Here is an 18,102-nt window from a genome sequence, read left to right on the forward strand (position 1 = left end):
AGTGGCCCTTTTTTATTAAAAACTAACTTCAAAAAATTACAATTTAACAAACTTAAAATATGTTTTATCATCTTCTAAATAAAGCAAGTAAACACCGCTTTTTAAAGAAGCTACTTCAATCTTTTCAATAGAATTACTCACATTAATTTGCATCACTTCCTTATCTAGAATATTATATATCGACGCTTTATAGGGTTTAGTAAATTTACCATCAACAACCAGGTGTTCTCTTGTTGGATTGGGATAAATTTTCCTTCTTATTGGTGTTATTTCTTTTAAACCAAGTGTGGCGCTAAATTTTAAATTTTCAAACCAATTAAGATCATTTTGTTTTTGAGAAATACTGGCCACATCTAAATCGCCATCGCCATCAAAATCATTTACAGTAAACTGATTTATATCATCTTGGGTATTATCAATAAGGGTTTCAAAATTTGAATTATCATACATTGCCAAAGCATCAACTGTTGTTCCGTTTGCAAAACCTATAATAACATCATTAAATGAATCGTTATCATAATCTGCAACTTTAGCTGTAGCAGGATAATTGTAAGAGGTCGTAAAATTATGCTCAGTAAACGAACCGTTGGCTTCTTTTTTATACCATGATGCCATGGTTGTTTTATTCACTTTAATGATGTCTAATTTTTTATCATTATCAACATCGGCAAAAGATACTTCATTTAAATCTGAATTATTTGAAGATATGGAACCGTTGGCACTTCTCAGAAAAGTGGGCGTTCCTGTACTTGACAATTGGTTTTCATAAAGTTCAACATTTCGAGTATCTCTGAAGCCAACCACAAGATTAGAACCTGAAAACGTACCATTGCCATTATTGGAAAACCAAAGCACCTGACCAGATGCGCCTGCAGCAACCACAACATCAATGGTGTTGTTATTATCAATTTTACCAACTTTAACAGTTCCTGCTTCACTTATTCCTGTAGCAATTACTTTTTCTGAACTAAAATTTCCATTGCCATCATTTTCAAACCAAACTAATTTTCCTGAAAAATAGGAAGCTGCGACAATGTCATTATCGTTATCATTGTCTAAATCTGCAATAGCTAAACCGAGGATACCTGTTAGTGTTGAAGTAATTAAAGTTTGCATACTAAACGATTGATTACCATCGTTTTTGTACCATTCTATTGTGCCTCCATAGGTTGTGCCAATAACAATATCTACATGAGAATCGTTATTTAAATGTCCGGATTCAATAACACTGGGATAATCGCCCGTTGACGTATTAATACTTTTTTTGGAGCTAAAAAGTTGTGCATAACTAACTAGGTTAGATAAACAAAATACCGTGATTAGAGTTAGTATATTTTTTCTCATAACGTAACGTGTTAATATTGAGACAAATATAAAAACTATAATACTGATTATCGATTTAATTTACTTTTTATCGATGAATTACATCTTTTTGTAAGACTTACATAATAAATTATTTACAAAAAAATAAAAGTTAGCTAATAAAATCTATAGTAGAAGTAAGAAAAAAAAGCTAAATTTAAATACTAAAAATCAAAATTTTTATGAATTATAACCCTGAAATACAATAATTTATAATTTATAAACTAAATCATTGTAATCTACAACTTTAGGAATGATATTTAAAGCAAATAATTCTTTTTGAGTATTACTAATAACTTTTTTGGTTATATTTTTTTGTGACCATTCGGTTATACTTAACCATTCTTGAACATCTTTAATTTTTTGGTTGTAACGATTAGCAATGGTTCTGTCGATACTAGGTATATCTTTAAAATCTTTAGTCGTGTTATTAATAATATCTAAAATGGTTTTTAACGTTTCTTGTTGGTTATCAATAAAATCTTGTCTAACTGCAATTACAAAACAGGGCCAAGGGGAGGGGCAGTTGCCAATGTTTCTAAAAACGCCATCATCTACTAAAGGTTTGGTGGTAAATTTTTCCCACATAAAATAATCGGCTTTACCATTGGTAAGACCTTCTACAGCGCCATCTAAATCTTTAATAACCTCAAAATTTAAATCCTTATCTAAATTCCAGCCGTTATTTTTTGCATTTATATAAGCCATTAAATGAGAACCAGAACCATATCGACTAATAGCGGCTTTAGTACCTTTTAAATCGTTAAGCGATTTGTAACCCGATTTATGAGCTACATGAATTCCCCAATTTAAAGGTGATTTAACAAATACCTGTACAATTTTACTAGGGTTACCATCAATAATATCTTTAATAATACCTTCGGTTAAAATAACGGCAATATCAATTTCATTTTCTCTTAAAGCCTTGCACATGGCGCCTGTACCTCCAGGATAATCTTGCCATCTTAAATTTATATCCTGAGATTTATATTCCCCATTTTTAAGAGTTAAATACCAAGCTAAATTAAAGTGTTCTGGCACACCGCCAATTTTTACCGTTTTCATTTTATATGTTTTATTCTGTAATTTTATTAAGTGTATATTCAATAAGGTTTTCAATGGTTTTAGAGGGTTCCTTACTAAATGTACCCGATGCTCTGTTTGCTATAATTGCATTTAAAGATACGGCTCGATGCCCTAATAATTTGGACAATCCATAAATGGCCGATGTTTCCATTTCTAAATTTGTTATGCGATAATCTTTAAACTTAAAGCTATCCATTTTATTTTTTAATGTCTCGTCTTGAAGCGCTAATCTTAAAACACGACCTTGCGGACCGTAAAATCCGCCTGCGGTTGCTGTAATGCCTTTGTAAACCGACACATCATCCAGTTCTAATTGTAAAGATTTACTGTTTTCAATGATTAAAGGTCTGCTCTTATCGGGATGCCATTGCGTATGTTTTATAAATGCATCTTCAATAATTTCATTTGTAATGCCGTTTAGTTTGTATGCGTGAAGCATACCATTTAAATCTAAACCATGTGTGCTTAGTACAAAACCATCGACAGGTATATCGCTTTGCAATGCCCCAGATGTGCCAATTCGTATAAAATCTAAACTTGTAATATTCGTTTTAGGTTGTCTTGTAATTAAATCTATATTAAAAAGCGCATCGATTTCATTTAGAACAATATCAATATTATCGGGACCAATACCTGTTGAAATTACCGATAGGCGCTTTCCTTTATAAAAACCTGTTTGCGTTTTAAATTCGCGCTTTTGTGTTGAAAACTCAATTGTATCAAAATAACTAGTCACCTTTTCCACACGATCTTGATCGCCCACTAAAATAATGGTTTTAGCTATGTTTTCTGGTTTTAAGTTTAAATGATAAACACTGCCATCGGGATTTAAAATTAGTTCGGATGTTTTAATTGTCATGCGAAACCATTTTTATAAGTTTATTTTCTTTTTTATTGAATTGAAAATCAAATTTTTTAACACCTCCATAAATCATATTATTATTCAATTCAAAAGTAAAAAGATGAATGCCCAGTAAGGCTTCATGCCCTTGTCTGTTAAGCTCAATAAGATCTTCACTGACTTTAAAAAACACCCTAAGTTTTTTAATAATTCTTAAAATTTGAAGATCGCCATAACCGTAATACCCCTGATAATTTAAAGCGTAACCGAGCAAATGATGCTCTGAATGTATTTTGGTATCTCTAACGATTTCTAAGATATTACGCTCTAAAACATTTAAGCCTGTTTTAGAATTTGGAAAACGTTCTAAATGAGCTTTTAAACAACTGTTTAAGTAAATAAACTGCGATGTTTGCACTATAAATGGTTTAAATAAATTGTGGTCTTTACCACAATAAATACCCCAAATGGTTCGTGCTAACTCTATGGAATGTTTGTTAAGTAAAACTTTGTCGTTATAGTGTTTCACTAAATGCCCCGTACTTAATTCGGCCAAGCCTTTTAAGTTTTTGGTACCTCTAATTTTTCCGCTGCAAACTAAGTATAATGGAAGTTTGATATTTTTTTGCTGAATTAAACAAATAACAGCCATTAAATTAATATGGCAAAACAAATCGAATTCAAACCAAAGAACAATTTCAGAGTGTTTTTCGACGGAATTTAGTTTATTTAATTCAGAATTAATTTTTTGAAAATCTAAATCGGTATTATAAAATTCTTTAAAAAACTGTTTTCTTAGTTCAAAGAATTTATCTGAATAAACACTTTCTAAAGTAGGCCCTTCACATAGCATTTCCTGCCAGGTTAAAAAGTTACCTTCAATATTTAATTCTTTTAATTTCTGAGTTAAAACTTTGCCATTAGTAATATGAAGCGGTGTTTTATTCATAATACAATTAGCCTCCTACGCGTTTCACATTAAACCCTTTTTCTTTCAGCATAGCCATAATTTTATCGCGGTAATCACCCTGAATAATAATTTTATCATCTTTAAAACTACCACCAACACTTAATGTTGTTTTAATGTCTTTGGCTAAAATTTTAAAATCTTCAATGGCTCCAGTATAGCCTTCAATAATGGTGATAGGCTTGCCTTTTCGTTTTTCGTATTTACAAATTAAAGGGTCGTCTTGCATCCAAATTTGAGAAGCATTGTTTGAAGCTTCTTCGGGTACATTTTCTGAAACATGATCTGGAAATAAATGCTTCAATTGGTCTTGTAAATCCATGAAAATTATTTTTTTATAAGTCCGAGTTCAATTAAACGCTCTGTTAAAAACTCCCCAGCGGTAATATCGTCAAAGGCTTTCGGGTTGTTTTCATCAACACAATTTTCTAAAACATTCAATTTCATATCGCTAATAGAATGCATAAAAAACGGAATGGAATATCTGGAAGTTCCCCAAAGTTCACGTGGCGGATTGATAACTCTGTGTATAGTCGATTTTAATTTATTATTGGTATGTCTGGATAACATATCGCCAACGTTTATCATTAACTCATCGGGTTCTGCAATAGCATCAATCCATTCGCCTTTATGGTTTTGTACTTGTAAACCACGCCCTTGGGCACCCATTAAAAGCGTAATTAAATTAATGTCTCCATGCGCTGCAGCACGAACGGCATCTTTAGGTTCTTGGGTAATAGGCGGGTAGTGGATTGGTCGTAAAATAGAATTTCCGTTATGGATATAGTTATCAAAATACGTTTCTTCTAAACCTAAATAAATAGCCAAGGCGCGCAAAACATATTTAGCTGTTTTTTCCAGCATTTTATAGGCTTCTTTTCCTATGGCGTTAAATTCCGGTAGTTCTTCAACAATAACATTGTCTGGATATTCATTTTTCAAGGCTTCATTATCTTCAACATATTGTCCGAAATGCCAAAATTCTTTTAAGTCGCCTTCTTTTTTACCCTTAGCACTTTCTTTTCCAAAAGACACATAACCGCGTTGACCACCAATGCCTGGTATTTCATATTTCTGCTTGGTTTCTAAAGGTAAATCGAAAAAATTTTTAACTTCTTTATACAGGTTTTCAACTAAAGTTTCATCTAAAAAATGACCCTTAAGCGCAACAAAACCAATCTCTTCGTAAGCTTTGCCAATGGCCTCAACAAATTGTTGTTTTTTGGTAGCGTCGTTAGATGTAAAATCTTTTAAATTGACACTAGGAATTATATTCATGCGGATTTTTTTTAATAAGTGTATCTACAAATGTACGAAAACAATATAAAGTTTCTATATCACTTTTTATTTATCATCTAGCATAACTATTTGGGTAATTATGTTATTTTTATAAGCGTTAAGACTCTAATATGCTCAGAATTCTATCACTTATTTATGACCTATAATATTTCTCAATTACCTACGCGCTTAATAATGGATTTGTATAAAAATATGCTTAAATCCAGAATGATAGAAGAAAAAATGCTCTTACTCTTAAGGCAAGGGAAAATTAGTAAATGGTTTTCTGGCATCGGACAAGAGGCGATCGCTGTAGGTGTAACGTTGGCTATTAACAACGACGAATACATTTTACCCATGCACCGAAATTTGGGTGTTTTTATTTCCCGAAATGTCCCATTACACCGTTTATTTGCACAGTGGCAAGGTAAACCTTCGGGTTTTACAAAGGGTAGAGACCGCTCGTTCCATTTTGGGTCGCAATACCATAAAATTATTGGAATGATTTCTCATTTAGGACCTCAAATGGGTGTTGCTAATGGTATTGCTTTGGCATCTGTACTTAAAGGTGAAAATAAAGTAACCGCTGTTTTTACAGGTGAAGGCGGAACCAGCGAAGGCGATTTTCATGAAGCTTTAAATGTAGCGTCGGTGTGGAATTTACCTGTTATTTTTTGTGTTGAAAATAATGGATACGGATTGTCGACACCTACGAGCGAACAGTTTAAATGTGAAAACATAGCCGATAAAGGCTTGGGCTATGGCATGGAATCGCATATTGTTGAAGGTAATAATATAACAGAAGTTTACAATACCGTTAAAAAGTTAGCAGACGATTTGCGAAGTCATCCCAGACCTGTTTTACTTGAATTTAAAACCTTTAGAATGCGAGGTCACGAAGAGGCGAGTGGCACCAAGTATGTGCCTGAAGCGATGATGGATTTCTGGAGCACGAAAGACCCTTTGCTTAATTTTCAGAAATATTTAATTGAAAAACACATATTATCGGAAGCCTTAATTAAGCAAATTGTTAATGAAATTTCTAACGACATTAATAAAAATCTGGATATCGTTTCATCTGAACCTGCTATAATTGCTGATGTTAAGACAGAACTACATGATGTTTATAAATCGTTTGATTTTGAACATATTAAACCAACTACCGAAGTTAACGATATTAGATTTATTGATGCCATTTCTGAAGCTTTAAAACAAAGTATGGAACACCATAATAACTTGATTATTATGGGACAAGATATCGCCGAATATGGCGGTGTATTTAAAATAACGGAAGGGTTTGTAGAAGCATTTGGTAAAGATCGTGTAAGAAACACCCCCATTTGCGAATCGACCATTGTTGAAGCCGCTATGGGCTTATCGATTGCAGGCATGAAGAGTGTTGTTGAAATGCAATTTGCCGATTTTGCTGCCAGTGGTTTTAATCCCATTGTTAATTATTTAGCAAAATCTCATTACCGTTGGGGGCAAAACGCCGATGTTGTTATAAGAATGCCCTGTGGCGCTGGTGTGGGAGCGGGGCCATTTCATTCGCAAACAAACGAAGCTTGGTTTACTAAAACACCAGGATTAAAAGTTGTTTATCCGGCTTTTCCCTATGATGCCAAAGGACTTCTAAATACAGCAATAAACGACCCGAATCCCGTATTGTTTTTTGAGCATAAAGCACTGTACAGAAGTATCAAACAAGATGTACCAACCAATTATTACACCCTACCTTTTGGAAAAGCTGCAATGCTTCGCGAGGGGAAAGATATTAGTATAATAAGTTACGGCGCAGCTGTTCACTGGGTTTTGGAAACCTTAGACAACAACCCGCAAATTCATGCCGATGTTATCGATTTAAGAACCCTTCAACCGCTGGATACAGCGACTATTTATGCTTCGGTAAAAAAAACAGGAAAAGCTATTATTCTTCAGGAAGATTCGTTGTTTGGTGGCATCGCCAATGATATTTCTGCATTAATAATGGAACATTGTTTTTCGTATTTAGATGCCCCAGTAAAACGGGTAGGAAGTTTAGAAACGCCCATCCCTTTCATCCAGCAGCTAGAAGCACAATATCTTGCTAAAAATAACTTTGAGAAGGAATTAAAAGCTTTATTAAATTTTTAGATTTATCTTTATTTAAACTAAAAAAGAAATTTTGAGAATCCTTTATATTTTGTGCTTGGTTCTTTTAGTGGGATGTAAAAAAGAACGGTTTGAAGATAAGTTTAATTGGCATACCATAAAGGTAACGGCTTCAGCTTATAATTCTACTAAAAGTCAGACAGATGGAAGCCCATTCTTAACAGCCTATGGCGATAGTTTAAAGCCTGGTTTGCATTGTATTGCCGTATCAAAAGATTTAATTAAAAAAGGATTAACACACAATACGCCCGTTAAAATTGAAGGTTTTGATAGCATCTATTTTGTAAAAGACCGCATGCACCCACGATGGAGAAATAAAATTGATATTTATATGGGTTTAGATGTTAAAGCTGCCAAAAAATGGGGACGAAAAAAAGTTGTAATTCAATACGGCATTTTAAAAGACAGCTTGTTGCAAGACAAGTAAAACGATAAATTTTATTTGTTTTCACAAAAAAGTATTCATTTAGGAATGATTTTTGTTAAATACTTGTAAAATATAAGGCCTTACTTTTTCCTTTTTAAATGAAACCGATATATTTGAAGTAGGATTTACTTAACCCTTTGGCTTTAGAATATTACCCAAATAAAAAATGAAACGTATATTATCATATCTTATTTTTTTATTTTCAGTTTGTACGATGCATGCGCAATTAGATTCTAAATCGAAATCTATTGCTATACCTGTAGTTAAAAGTAAAGATGATACTGCCGATTCGAAAAAAATAGACCCTTTAACCCCAAAAACAGAAAACAATCAAACCTTTGGAAGTTTAAATGTTCCCGATTTAACCACTGGAGTAGAAACGCCTAAGAAGCAATTTTCTTTGTTTGGAGAAGAATTTGGAAACCCTGGCGAACTATATAAAAAACAACTGGACAAAAATCTAGAAAACGTAAAATTATCTCCTGAAGAAGTTGAACAACGTAACGGTAGTAAAACCAATCAATATTTAGGCGATTTTAAAACAAAAGCAGAATCTGTGAATATTGTTTACCGAGACCATGGCGCGGTTGATGGCGATTTAATTCAAGTTTTAGTAAACGATGATGTGGTTCAAGCCAGAGTTTTTCTAAATAGCGGATTTTCAGGTTTTAAACTTAGTTTACAAAAAGGTTTTAATAAAATAGATTTTCTTGCTTTAAACCAAGGAGAATCTGGTCCAAATACAGCCGAATTTAAAGTTGTAGACGATATGGGCAACCTTATTTCCAGAAATCAATGGAACTTAGCAACGGGCGTAAAAGCAACCATTATTGTTGTAAAAGAATAAGTTTTATCCTAAAACGTCGTCAATCAAATTAATTTCTTCTGCCGAAAAACTTAAATTATCTAAAGCTTTTACATTTTCTTTTAACTGATTAGAAGAACTCGCGCCAATTAAAACAGATGCTACGGTTGGTTTTCTTAAAAGCCAGGCGATAGCCATTTGAGATAATTTTTGTCCGCGATTTTGCGCCAAGTCATTCAACCTTAAAATTTTATCTAAATTATTAGTAACCGTTTCTGCGCTTAAATAACTCATATCCTTATCGGCTCTCGAACCTTTTGGAATGCCATGTAAATAGCGATCGGTAAGCATACCTTGTGCCAGTGGAGAAAATGCAATACACCCAACACCGTTAGCATCTAAGGTGTCTAAAAGTCCGTTTTCCACCCAACGATCAAACATCGAGTATCTGGCCTGATGTAAAATAAATGGGGTGTTATTGTATTTTAAAATATCTGCAGCCTTTTGAGTCTCTTCGGGTTGGTAATTAGAAATTCCAACATATAAAGCTTTTCCTTGGCGAACGATGTCGGTAAGCGCGCCCATAGTTTCTTCTAAAGGTGTTTCGGGATCGGGTCTATGATGATAAAAAACATCTACATAATCTAATCCCATACGCTTTAAACTCTGGTCTAAACTTGAAATTAAATACTTTCTAGACCCCCAATTCCCATAGGGTCCAGGCCACATATCGAAACCTGCCTTACTGGCAACAAACAATTCATCGCGGTAATTTTTAAAATCTTTTTTAAAAATGGTACCAAAATTTTCTTCGGCAGAACCGTAAGGCGGTCCATAGTTATTGGCTAAATCGAAATGCGTAATTCCTAAATCGAAAGCTGTTCTAAGCACTTCTCTCGCATTCTGAATGGAATCGATAAAACCAAAATTGTGCCACAAACCAAGCGACAAAGCAGGTAGTAATACACCGCTTTTTCCTGTTCGATTGTACGTCATGTGTTTATAGCGTTGAGAATCTGCTACATACTCCGTTATTTCGCTTTTATCGTTAATTTGCATGGTTTCAGAATAAAATTAGCGTTAAAGATAGAAATAAATTTCAATTAAATTTTATTGAAATCATTCGTTAAAAACGGGCTAAAGGTGTTATTTTTGCTGGCTCTAAAGTTAGATACATGTCCATATCAAAATCAGAATTAGAAGAAAGAAATGCAGGTAAAAGTTTATATAGCTACCAAAAAGGTGCTATTAATAAAATTTTTAAGGCTTTTGAAGAATCTCCTGACGATTACCATTTACTATATCAATTACCCACAGGAGGAGGAAAAACAGTTATTTTCTCTGAAATAGTAAGACAATATCTTAAACATCATAAAAAGAGAGTACTTGTTTTAACACACCGTATCGAATTATGCAAGCAAACATCTAACATGCTTACAGAATTTGAAGTTGTTAATAAAGTTATAGATAGTAAAGCCGATTTAAGTGACCAAGACGAATACAGTTGTTTTGTGGCCATGGTTGAAACCTTAAATAATCGATTAAACGATAATAAGCTAGATATTTCAGATATTGGTCTGGTTATTATTGATGAGGCACATTACAATTCCTTTACTAAATTATTCAAATTTTTTAGTCAATCTTTCATTTTAGGTGTTACAGCAACGCCTTTAAGCTCGAGTATCGAATTACCTATGACCGATAATTACGATGAATTAATTGTTGGTGAAAGTATTGAATCGCTTATAGAAAATGGCTTCTTGGCACGCGCAGAAATGTTTACTTACAACGTAGGTTTAACCTCGTTAGTGGTTGGAGCAAATGGAGATTATACGGTAAAATCTTCTGAAGATTTATATACTGATTCAGACATGCTAAGTAAGCTGTTACAGGCTTATGAAGAGCGCTCGAAAGGTAAAAAAACCTTAATTTTTAATAACGGTATCAACACGTCTTTACACGTTTACGACACCTTCAGACGTGCAGGTTACCCCATCGCGCATTTAGATAATACCAATACAAAAAAAGAACGCGCCATGATTCTTAAGTGGTTTAAAAAAACACCCGATGCCATATTAACATCGGTGAGTATATTAACCACCGGTTTCGATGAGCCATCTGTTGAAACCATTATCTTAAACCGAGCAACAAAATCGTTAACACTATACTATCAAATGATAGGTCGTGGATCGCGTATTTACAAAGACAAAACCAGTTTTAATGTTATCGATTTAGGAAATAATTTTTACCGTTTTGGTCCTTGGGGTGATAATCTAGATTGGCAACGCATTTTTAGATCTCCAAACTATTATTTAGATTCTATTTTAAGTGATGATGAATTAGAAAGTAATTTTAGATATGAAATGCCCGATGAACTTCGTGAGGAGTTTAAGAATTCTAAAGATGTATATTTCGATATTCAAAAAACCTACGTAGAATCTATTCGAAATGGAGAAACCTCGAAAGTGGTTTTAGAGCGCTCCATAGAGCATCATGCTAAAATTTGTATAGAAAACAGTGAAGATGTTTACGATGCCTTAGCACTGGCTAAAAAATTGGGTGATGACATCGATTTTAGAATTGGCCGCTACACCAAATGTATTAGTAAAAGCACTTATAATTTTGTGGAATGGCTTAAAGATGATTACCGAAAAAAATTAAATGCGTATCTTAGAACTAATTTCGATACTGTTTTTGAAGAAATTTTTGGTTATCCACCAGAAGATTAACGTTAAAAACTAATATTTGTAATATATATATTTTAAGCGACTTAAAATATAATGTATATTTACACAAAATTAGTATGTTAAGCAATTTTTATATAATCTTTTACTTTTTAAAAGACTTCTTTTTTTTTCAAGATTTTAAATAAAAATTATTTCATAGCAGTTTAATTATTAACTAAAATCCGAATTATTTTTATGGCAAAATCACAAGTAACGTTTAATAAAATTGAAAAAGAAAAAAAACGATTAAAGAAAAGAGAAGACAAATTAAAAAAGAAAGAAGCTCGTAAAGCAGAATCTAAAGAAAATCCTCAAGGCATCCAATTTGCATATGTAGATTACAATGGTAACTTAACAGACACGCCACCAGATCCATCTATGCGTGTAAAAGTAGAAGCAGAAAGCATCGAATTAGGAATTCCTAAGAAAGAAGATCGAGGTGAAGAGGAGTTAAAAGCCAATGAGGGTAAAGTTTCATTTTTTGATACATCCAAAGGTTTTGGGTTCATTATCGATAATATAAACAACGAAAAATATTTTGTACATGTAAGCGGTTTGCTAGAACCTATTGTAGAAAATGATACAGTGACTTACGAGTTAGAACGCGGTCAAAAAGGAATGAACGCCGTTCGTGTTAAAAAAATATAGTTTAGTATAGTATTACTTCATTTCCATTTGGTATTTAAATTTATATTTTAGAATTGTATGAATTTGCATTCTTTAGAAGATGACCAAGAATACATTAACCTACAAACCGAACTCGTTAGGTTACAACAACACATAAAACAAACAAATCAACGCGTACTTATTCTTTTTGAAGGTAGAGATACTGCCGGAAAAGGGGGTGCTATTATGCGTTTTATTCGATTTTTAAACCCTAGATTATTTAAAGTTGTAGCATTATCTAAACCTACTGAAAAAGAATCGGGGCAATGGTATTTTCAAAGATACATCGAGCATTTGCCAGGTCCGGGAGAAATGGTGTTATTCGACAGAAGTTGGTATAACCGTTCGGTTGTAGAACCGGTTATGGGATTTTGCACCAAAAAACAATACAATTTGTTTAACAAGCAGGTGGTTCAATTAGAAAAAATGCTTATTGATGATGGTATTCATGTTTTTAAATTTTGGTTTTCTATTGATGCCGAAGAGCAAAAACGCCGATTAGAAGAGCGTGTACACAACCCGCTTAAGCAATGGAAACTAAGCAGTGTCGATGTAGAAGCACAATCTAGATGGGCCGATTTTACAAAATACAAAGAAGCCATGTTTAAAAAAACAGCCACGCCACAATCGCCTTGGGTGGTTATTAAAGGTAATGAACGCGATATCGCAAGAAAAGAAGTAATTCGTTATGTTGTTAATCGTTTTGATTATGATAAAAAGGGCGATACCAACGAAAGACTAACCTTAGACGATACTATAGTTACAGAAATATTCAACAAATAGGAGCCTTTCTTGAAAAGCTTCAAAAATAACCTATGGCTATTAAGCGCAAAACCTTTCTTATTATTTTAGCATTTTTCGCTATTTACGTTATTTGGGGGTCTACCTATCTACTAAATAAAATAGCTGTTACCGAAATTCCGCCTTTCTTTTTGGCATCCTTTCGTTTTATGGCGGCAGGTATTATCATTTTCATCATCGCCAAATTGATGAAATTAAATTTAGCTATAACACGAAAACAATTAATAAATTCTATTATTTCAGGGTTTCTATTTTTAGTTTATGGAAATGGTATATTTGTTTGGGCTTTAAAATATGTAGATAGTGGTTTTGGTGCGCTAGAAGCTTCAACTCAACCTTTATTTGTATTACTATTAATGCGTATAATTGATGGTAAAAAAATGAAAACAAATTCTATAATTGGTATTCTTTTAGGGGTTATTGGTATGTATATTTTGGTTAGTCAAAATGAATTAGTCACTAAAGATGGTACTTTGTTGGGTATGTTCATGATTTTAACCTGTGTTTTAAGTTGGAGTTATGGGAGTATATTTGTTTCTAAAGCCGATTTACCTGCAAATTATTTTGTAAGTACCGCCTACCAAATGATTAGTGCCGGACTATTATTAGCCGTTACAAGTGTCATTTTACAAGAAAGCTGGGTTTCTCCTTCAAATTGGAGTACGCAAGTACTATGGTCTATGATACTGCTTTGTTTACTTGGAAGTGTCGCTGCGTTTACAGCCTTTAATTATTTATTAAAAGTTGTTTCTACCGAAAAAGTATCCACATCGGCTTATGTAAATCCTGTAATTGCTATATTTTTAGGATGGCTCATTTTAGATGAACCGCTTAGCTATCAAACTATAATAGCCGCCGTTATTCTTTTAACTGGGGTCTATTTTATTACTACAAAACGAAATATAAAATTCAGAGCTTTTGGACGTTAAAAATGCAATAAAATATATGGTTTTAAGCACACTTGCTTTTGCTTGTATGAATGCTACCGTAAAATATTTAAAAAATATAGACACCTACCAAATCGTATTTTTTAGGTCGTTGAGTTCGTTGTTTTTCACCTTCGGATTTCTTTTAAAAAATAAAATCCCCATTATAGGCAAAAACAATAAGCTTTTAATTTTACGATCTATAACAGGGGCTTCTTCCATGTTGTTATTTTTTATGTCTGTAAAATATTTATCTATTGGTACAGCTGTAGCCTTGCGTTATAGCGCACCCATTTTTGCGGCCATATTTGCTGTAATTTTATTACGCGAACGCATAAGACCTGTACAGTGGTTGTTTTTTATTATATCGTTTGTTGGTATTATTGTTTTAAAAGGATTGGATACAAGCATAAACACGACCGGTTTAATTTTAGTTTTAATTGCAGCCGTTTTAAGTGGGCTTGTGTACATCATAATTAATAAAATAGGTAAAAGCGAACATCCTGCGGTTATCGTAAATTATTTTATGGTAACTGCAACGGTTTTAGGCGGTGTTTTATCTATTAAAAACTGGATAACCCCATCTGGAACCGACTGGTTTTTCTTGTTTAGTTTAGGGGTTTTTGGTTATTTCGGACAAATAAACATGACCAAAGCTTTCCAGATTGCATCCACCAATATTGTTGCGCCTTTAAAATATGTTGAAGTTGTATTTACAGCTACTATTGGCGTTTTAATATTTAGCGAAGTCTATACTTTATATAGTTTATTAGGTATTGCTTTAATTATTGGCGGTTTAATTTTAAATGTCTGGTATAAGTCGCGAGTGAAATTATAAATTGAAAGATGCTATTGTTTGTCTAACGCAAATCTACTTTGTACTTTTACGCGCTTTTAAATTAAAACCATTTTAAAAAAATGTCATTTTCAATATTTATAAATAAAATTAGAAGACGCATCATGCATGGTATTACCAAGCATATTGGTAGTAGTGGTATCAAGCTTGAAATAGGCGCTTTAAATCCTGAAAATATAAAACGTGTTTTAATTATAAGAGCAAATCACCGATTGGGAAACCAATTATTACTAACACCTATAGTTCAAGAAGTATTAAATACGTTTCCTAATGCTACTGTCGATTTATTTGTAAAAGGTGGTGTTGCTAATCCTGTTTTTCAAAATTACGATAGGGTTAAAACCATTATTCAATTGCCCAAAATGCCCTTTAGTAATTTAATTAAATACATTAAATGCTGGGCTTCAATAAAGCAAAAAACATACGATTTGGTTATAAACGGAGATAAAAATTCTTCATCTGGGCGATTATTAACTCAAATGGCTCGTGCCGATTTCAAACTTTTTGGAGAAGTTATTGAAGCGGTAGAAAACGAACACCCCGACAGCAAGCATATTTCAAAACATCCTATCTACAATTTACGCTATTTTTTAACTCAATTAGGATTGCCAAAAAACGAATCGGCGTTACCTTTATTGGATATCAAGTTAAGTGACAGCGAAATTAATAAAGGAAAAGCCCTTTTAAATGACATTGTAAAAAACGATAAAAAAACCATCTGTATTTACACCAATGCCACTGGCGATAAATGTTATTCAGAAGACTGGTGGACAACACTTTATAATCGATTACTTGAAGCGTATTCTCAATATAATATTATTGAAATGCTTCCTATTGAAAACATATCAAAAATCAATTTTAAAGCGACTCATTTTTACAGTCAGGATATTCGAGAAATGGGTGCTATTATTCATAACACTGCCATTTTTATTGCTGCAGACAACGGTGTTATGCATTTGGCTAGCGCATCCCTAACGCCATGTGTTGGGTTCTTTTCGGTTACAAATCCAGAGGTGTACGAACCTTACGGCAATGGAAGCATCGCACTAAACACAAATAAAACAACCATTGAGGACTGGATGCAAGCCATTAACAACATCTTAAAAAAATCTTAATTTTTTAGTTTATTACTAATTAAAAACCCTATTTAAGTCGTTATTAATATAGATTAATTTTATTCTCTACTTCATTGTTTAAATTTGTTACACTTCGATTATTAAAAACAAATAGAACAATGAGTATGCAAAATTTATTAAAACCTTATAATAGTAAACATTTAAACTTAAAAAACAGGGTTGTTATGGCGCCTATGACAAGAAGTAGAGCCGCTAACGACGAAAAAAAACCTACAGACGAACTACAGGGTGTATATTACGAACAACGTGCATCTGCCGGATTAATTATAACCGAAGGTTCGCAAGTATCGGAAATGGCCGTTGGTTATATAAATACACCGGGAATTCATACCAGCGCTCAAGTAGAAGGATGGAAACACGTTACTAAACGTGTGCATGACAAAGGCGGAAAAATATTTATTCAATTATGGCATGTGGGTAGAATGTCGCATCCCGACTTTCACAATGGCGAATTACCCGTTTCTGCTTCAGCTTTAAATCCTGAAGCCCAATCGTATACACCAACAGGTTTTAAAGATACGGTAACTCCAAAAGCCATGACAAAATTTGAAATAGAAGATACCATTAACGATTTCGTTGAAGCTGCTAAAAACGCTATGGAAGCTGGTTTTGATGGTGTTGAAATTCATTCATCAAATGGGTATTTATTTCATCAGTTTTTTAACGGCACATCAAATGTTAGAACCGATGAATATGGCGGAACCATTGAAAACAGAGCTCGCTTTTTCTTTGAAGTATTAGATGCCATCGCTGAGGTTATTCCGCAGGAAAAAATAGGCGCCAGATTCAATCCGTCGTTAAATGGATTATTCGGAATTACTATGGATGAAGAAACCATTCCAACATTCGAATACATCATTAAAAAATTAAACGATTACAATTTAGCATATATTCATCTTTCTGAACCTTTTACCGATGTTTCAGATATTCCTTATGCAGTTACAGAAATTGCAAAACATTTCAGACCGTTATACAACGGAACATTAATGATTAATGGAGGTTTCACTCAAGAAAAAGGAAATGCGGTTATCGAATCTGGTGATGCCGATCTGGTTGCTTTTGGTAAACCATTCATCTCTAATCCCGATTTAGTAGAACGTTTTGAAAACCACATCGAATTGGCCGAATGGGATGAAAATACCTTTTATACGCCGGGTAAAGAAGGTTATATAGATTATCCGAAAGCAAAATAACTTCAACTAAAAATTAAATAAAAACTATGAAAAATCACTTAAAATTTTTGAAGCCTGTTTTATTAGCAATCACACTATTAGTTTTTGTAGTTGCTTGTAAAGACAAACCTAAAGAAACCGCTGAAACGCCCGAAATAACTGAGATCAATTTAGAAGGCAAGGAGGTAACGTACAGCACCGATAGCACTCAAATGAAGGGTTATATAGTTCACGACAAAAACATATCGGGTAAGCGCCCGGGTATTATTGTTGTGCATGAATGGTGGGGACATAACGATTACACACGCGAACGTGCCGATATGCTTGCAGAATTAGGCTATACGGCTATTGCCATTGATATGTATGGTGATGGAAAGCAAGCGGCTCACCCACAAGATGCTGGAAAATTTGCTGGTATGGTCATGCAAAACATAGATTTAGCTAAAGCCCGTTTCGATGCTGCATTGAAAGTATTAAAAAGCGACCCTACGGTTGATGCAGAGCATATTGCAGCAATTGGCTATTGTTTTGGTGGTAGCGTTGTTTTAACCATGGCTAATGCCGGTGAAAATCTGGATGCTGTAGCTGCTTTTCATAGTGGTGTGCAATTACCAATTATGCCAAACAGCGATTTAAAAGCAAAAGTTTTAGTTGCCAATGGAGCCGACGATCCGTTTGTGTCGCCAGAATCTGTAACTAACTTTAAAAAGGCTATGGACAGCATTCAAGCCGATTATCAATACATTGCTTATCCGGGAGCAAAACATGCTTACACAAGCAAAGGTGCCGATGCTCTGGGTAAAAAATTTAGCTTGCCTTTAGAGTATAATGCCGAAGCCGATGCAAAATCATGGGACGCATTAAAAGACTTATTAAACAAAACATTTATTAAATAAAATATA

Annotated in this window: 18 protein-coding genes; 11 read left to right on the plus strand and 7 right to left on the minus strand. The window is 33.5% G+C overall.

Translation table 11 applies throughout. The features are described 5' to 3' along the window. Positions 1–36: 36 nt before the first annotated feature. The 6 genes from AW14_RS11335 to AW14_RS11360 form a co-directional block, all read right to left on the minus strand. Entirely contained in the window at positions 37–1,344 is a 1,308-nt protein-coding gene (locus tag AW14_RS11335; protein WP_044638914.1) for a T9SS type A sorting domain-containing protein, read from the minus strand. Positions 1,345–1,572: 228 nt separating this feature from the next. Then, a complete protein-coding gene (locus AW14_RS11340) occupies positions 1,573–2,427 on the minus strand; it encodes a substrate-binding domain-containing protein (RefSeq protein ID WP_044639622.1) in 855 nt (284 codons plus the stop codon). A gap of 10 nt (positions 2,428–2,437) precedes the next feature. Next, positions 2,438–3,307 carry a nucleoside phosphorylase gene (locus AW14_RS11345; protein ID WP_044638915.1) on the minus strand — a complete coding sequence of 290 codons (870 nt, stop codon included), beginning with the start codon at positions 3,305–3,307 and terminating at the stop codon, positions 2,438–2,440. After that, the gene (locus AW14_RS11350) at positions 3,297–4,238 is read right to left on the minus strand and encodes a DUF1835 domain-containing protein (protein ID WP_044638916.1); all 942 of its coding nucleotides are present in this window, start codon (positions 4,236–4,238) and stop codon (positions 3,297–3,299) included. Before AW14_RS11350 ends, AW14_RS11345 begins: the two co-directional genes overlap by 11 nt. A 7-nt stretch (positions 4,239–4,245) precedes the next feature. Next, a complete protein-coding gene (locus AW14_RS11355) occupies positions 4,246–4,578 on the minus strand; it encodes a translation initiation factor (protein WP_044638917.1) in 333 nt (110 codons plus the stop codon). Between the two features lie 5 nt (positions 4,579–4,583). Further along, positions 4,584–5,534 (minus strand): isopenicillin N synthase family dioxygenase, encoded by a 951-nt coding sequence (locus AW14_RS11360; RefSeq protein WP_044638918.1) that lies wholly within the window; start codon positions 5,532–5,534, stop codon positions 4,584–4,586. A gap of 156 nt (positions 5,535–5,690) precedes the next feature. On the opposite strand from AW14_RS11360, the gene AW14_RS11365 reads away from it, so the two are divergent. From AW14_RS11365 to AW14_RS11375, 3 genes are all read left to right on the plus strand, one after another. After that, positions 5,691–7,667 (plus strand): alpha-ketoacid dehydrogenase subunit alpha/beta, encoded by a 1,977-nt coding sequence (locus tag AW14_RS11365; protein WP_044638919.1) that lies wholly within the window; start codon positions 5,691–5,693, stop codon positions 7,665–7,667. A gap of 31 nt (positions 7,668–7,698) precedes the next feature. After that, positions 7,699–8,112 carry a 3D domain-containing protein gene (locus AW14_RS11370; protein ID WP_316930033.1) on the plus strand — a complete coding sequence of 138 codons (414 nt, stop codon included), beginning with the start codon at positions 7,699–7,701 and terminating at the stop codon, positions 8,110–8,112. Positions 8,113–8,278: 166 nt separating this feature from the next. Next, positions 8,279–8,959: a hypothetical protein gene (locus AW14_RS11375; protein ID WP_044638921.1), complete on the plus strand. Its 681-nt coding sequence runs from the start codon at positions 8,279–8,281 to the stop codon at positions 8,957–8,959. A gap of 3 nt (positions 8,960–8,962) precedes the next feature. Here AW14_RS11375 and mgrA read toward each other — a convergent pair whose 3' ends face one another. Then, positions 8,963–9,976 (minus strand): L-glyceraldehyde 3-phosphate reductase, encoded by a 1,014-nt coding sequence (gene mgrA / locus AW14_RS11380; protein WP_044638922.1) that lies wholly within the window; start codon positions 9,974–9,976, stop codon positions 8,963–8,965. Positions 9,977–10,092: 116 nt separating this feature from the next. Here mgrA and AW14_RS11385 point away from each other — a divergent pair, with 116 nt between their 5' ends. The 8 genes from AW14_RS11385 to AW14_RS11420 all read left to right on the plus strand — a co-directional run bounded on the left by AW14_RS11385 (position 10,093) and on the right by AW14_RS11420 (position 18,096). After that, entirely contained in the window at positions 10,093–11,646 is a 1,554-nt protein-coding gene (locus AW14_RS11385) for a DEAD/DEAH box helicase (protein WP_044638923.1), read from the plus strand. 192 nt (positions 11,647–11,838) lie between these two features. Then, positions 11,839–12,291, plus strand: a complete 453-nt coding sequence (locus AW14_RS11390) for a cold-shock protein (RefSeq protein WP_044638924.1) — start codon at positions 11,839–11,841, stop codon at positions 12,289–12,291. 57 nt (positions 12,292–12,348) lie between these two features. Continuing rightward, on the plus strand, positions 12,349–13,092 hold the full coding sequence (gene ppk2, locus AW14_RS11395) for a polyphosphate kinase 2 (protein ID WP_044638925.1): 744 nt from the start codon (positions 12,349–12,351) through the stop codon (positions 13,090–13,092). Positions 13,093–13,124: 32 nt separating this feature from the next. Beyond that, the gene (locus AW14_RS11400; protein WP_044638926.1) at positions 13,125–14,039 is read left to right on the plus strand and encodes an EamA family transporter; all 915 of its coding nucleotides are present in this window, start codon (positions 13,125–13,127) and stop codon (positions 14,037–14,039) included. Positions 14,040–14,055: 16 nt separating this feature from the next. After that, positions 14,056–14,874 (plus strand): DMT family transporter, encoded by an 819-nt coding sequence (locus AW14_RS11405; protein ID WP_044639623.1) that lies wholly within the window; start codon positions 14,056–14,058, stop codon positions 14,872–14,874. 80 nt (positions 14,875–14,954) lie between these two features. Beyond that, positions 14,955–16,007 carry a glycosyltransferase family 9 protein gene (locus AW14_RS11410; RefSeq protein ID WP_044638927.1) on the plus strand — a complete coding sequence of 351 codons (1,053 nt, stop codon included), beginning with the start codon at positions 14,955–14,957 and terminating at the stop codon, positions 16,005–16,007. A gap of 119 nt (positions 16,008–16,126) precedes the next feature. Continuing rightward, positions 16,127–17,221, plus strand: coding sequence for an alkene reductase (locus AW14_RS11415; protein ID WP_044638928.1), 1,095 nt, complete (start codon positions 16,127–16,129; stop codon positions 17,219–17,221). A 26-nt stretch (positions 17,222–17,247) separates the two neighbouring features. Beyond that, positions 17,248–18,096: a dienelactone hydrolase family protein gene (locus AW14_RS11420; RefSeq protein WP_044638929.1), complete on the plus strand. Its 849-nt coding sequence runs from the start codon at positions 17,248–17,250 to the stop codon at positions 18,094–18,096. The last annotated feature ends 6 nt before the right edge of the window (positions 18,097–18,102 follow it).

This window comes from Siansivirga zeaxanthinifaciens CC-SAMT-1 (assembly GCF_000941055.1).
Lineage (GTDB): Bacteria > Bacteroidota > Bacteroidia > Flavobacteriales > Flavobacteriaceae > Siansivirga > Siansivirga zeaxanthinifaciens.

Coding starts and splice junctions, on each gene's coding strand:
- AW14_RS11335 (WP_044638914.1), bottom strand. CDS start 1,344: ATGAGAAAAAATATACTAACTCTAATCACGGTATTTTGTTTATCTAAC.
- AW14_RS11340 (WP_044639622.1), bottom strand. CDS start 2,427: ATGAAAACGGTAAAAATTGGCGGTGTGCCAGAACACTTTAATTTAGCT.
- AW14_RS11345 (WP_044638915.1), bottom strand. CDS start 3,307: ATGACAATTAAAACATCCGAACTAATTTTAAATCCCGATGGCAGTGTT.
- AW14_RS11350 (WP_044638916.1), bottom strand. CDS start 4,238: ATGAATAAAACACCGCTTCATATTACTAATGGCAAAGTTTTAACTCAG.
- AW14_RS11355 (WP_044638917.1), bottom strand. CDS start 4,578: ATGGATTTACAAGACCAATTGAAGCATTTATTTCCAGATCATGTTTCA.
- AW14_RS11360 (WP_044638918.1), bottom strand. CDS start 5,534: ATGAATATAATTCCTAGTGTCAATTTAAAAGATTTTACATCTAACGAC.
- AW14_RS11365 (WP_044638919.1), top strand. CDS start 5,691: ATGACCTATAATATTTCTCAATTACCTACGCGCTTAATAATGGATTTG.
- AW14_RS11375 (WP_044638921.1), top strand. CDS start 8,279: ATGAAACGTATATTATCATATCTTATTTTTTTATTTTCAGTTTGTACG.
- mgrA (WP_044638922.1), bottom strand. CDS start 9,976: ATGCAAATTAACGATAAAAGCGAAATAACGGAGTATGTAGCAGATTCT.
- AW14_RS11385 (WP_044638923.1), top strand. CDS start 10,093: ATGTCCATATCAAAATCAGAATTAGAAGAAAGAAATGCAGGTAAAAGT.
- AW14_RS11390 (WP_044638924.1), top strand. CDS start 11,839: ATGGCAAAATCACAAGTAACGTTTAATAAAATTGAAAAAGAAAAAAAA.
- ppk2 (WP_044638925.1), top strand. CDS start 12,349: ATGAATTTGCATTCTTTAGAAGATGACCAAGAATACATTAACCTACAA.
- AW14_RS11400 (WP_044638926.1), top strand. CDS start 13,125: ATGGCTATTAAGCGCAAAACCTTTCTTATTATTTTAGCATTTTTCGCT.
- AW14_RS11405 (WP_044639623.1), top strand. CDS start 14,056: ATGGTTTTAAGCACACTTGCTTTTGCTTGTATGAATGCTACCGTAAAA.
- AW14_RS11410 (WP_044638927.1), top strand. CDS start 14,955: ATGTCATTTTCAATATTTATAAATAAAATTAGAAGACGCATCATGCAT.
- AW14_RS11415 (WP_044638928.1), top strand. CDS start 16,127: ATGAGTATGCAAAATTTATTAAAACCTTATAATAGTAAACATTTAAAC.
- AW14_RS11420 (WP_044638929.1), top strand. CDS start 17,248: ATGAAAAATCACTTAAAATTTTTGAAGCCTGTTTTATTAGCAATCACA.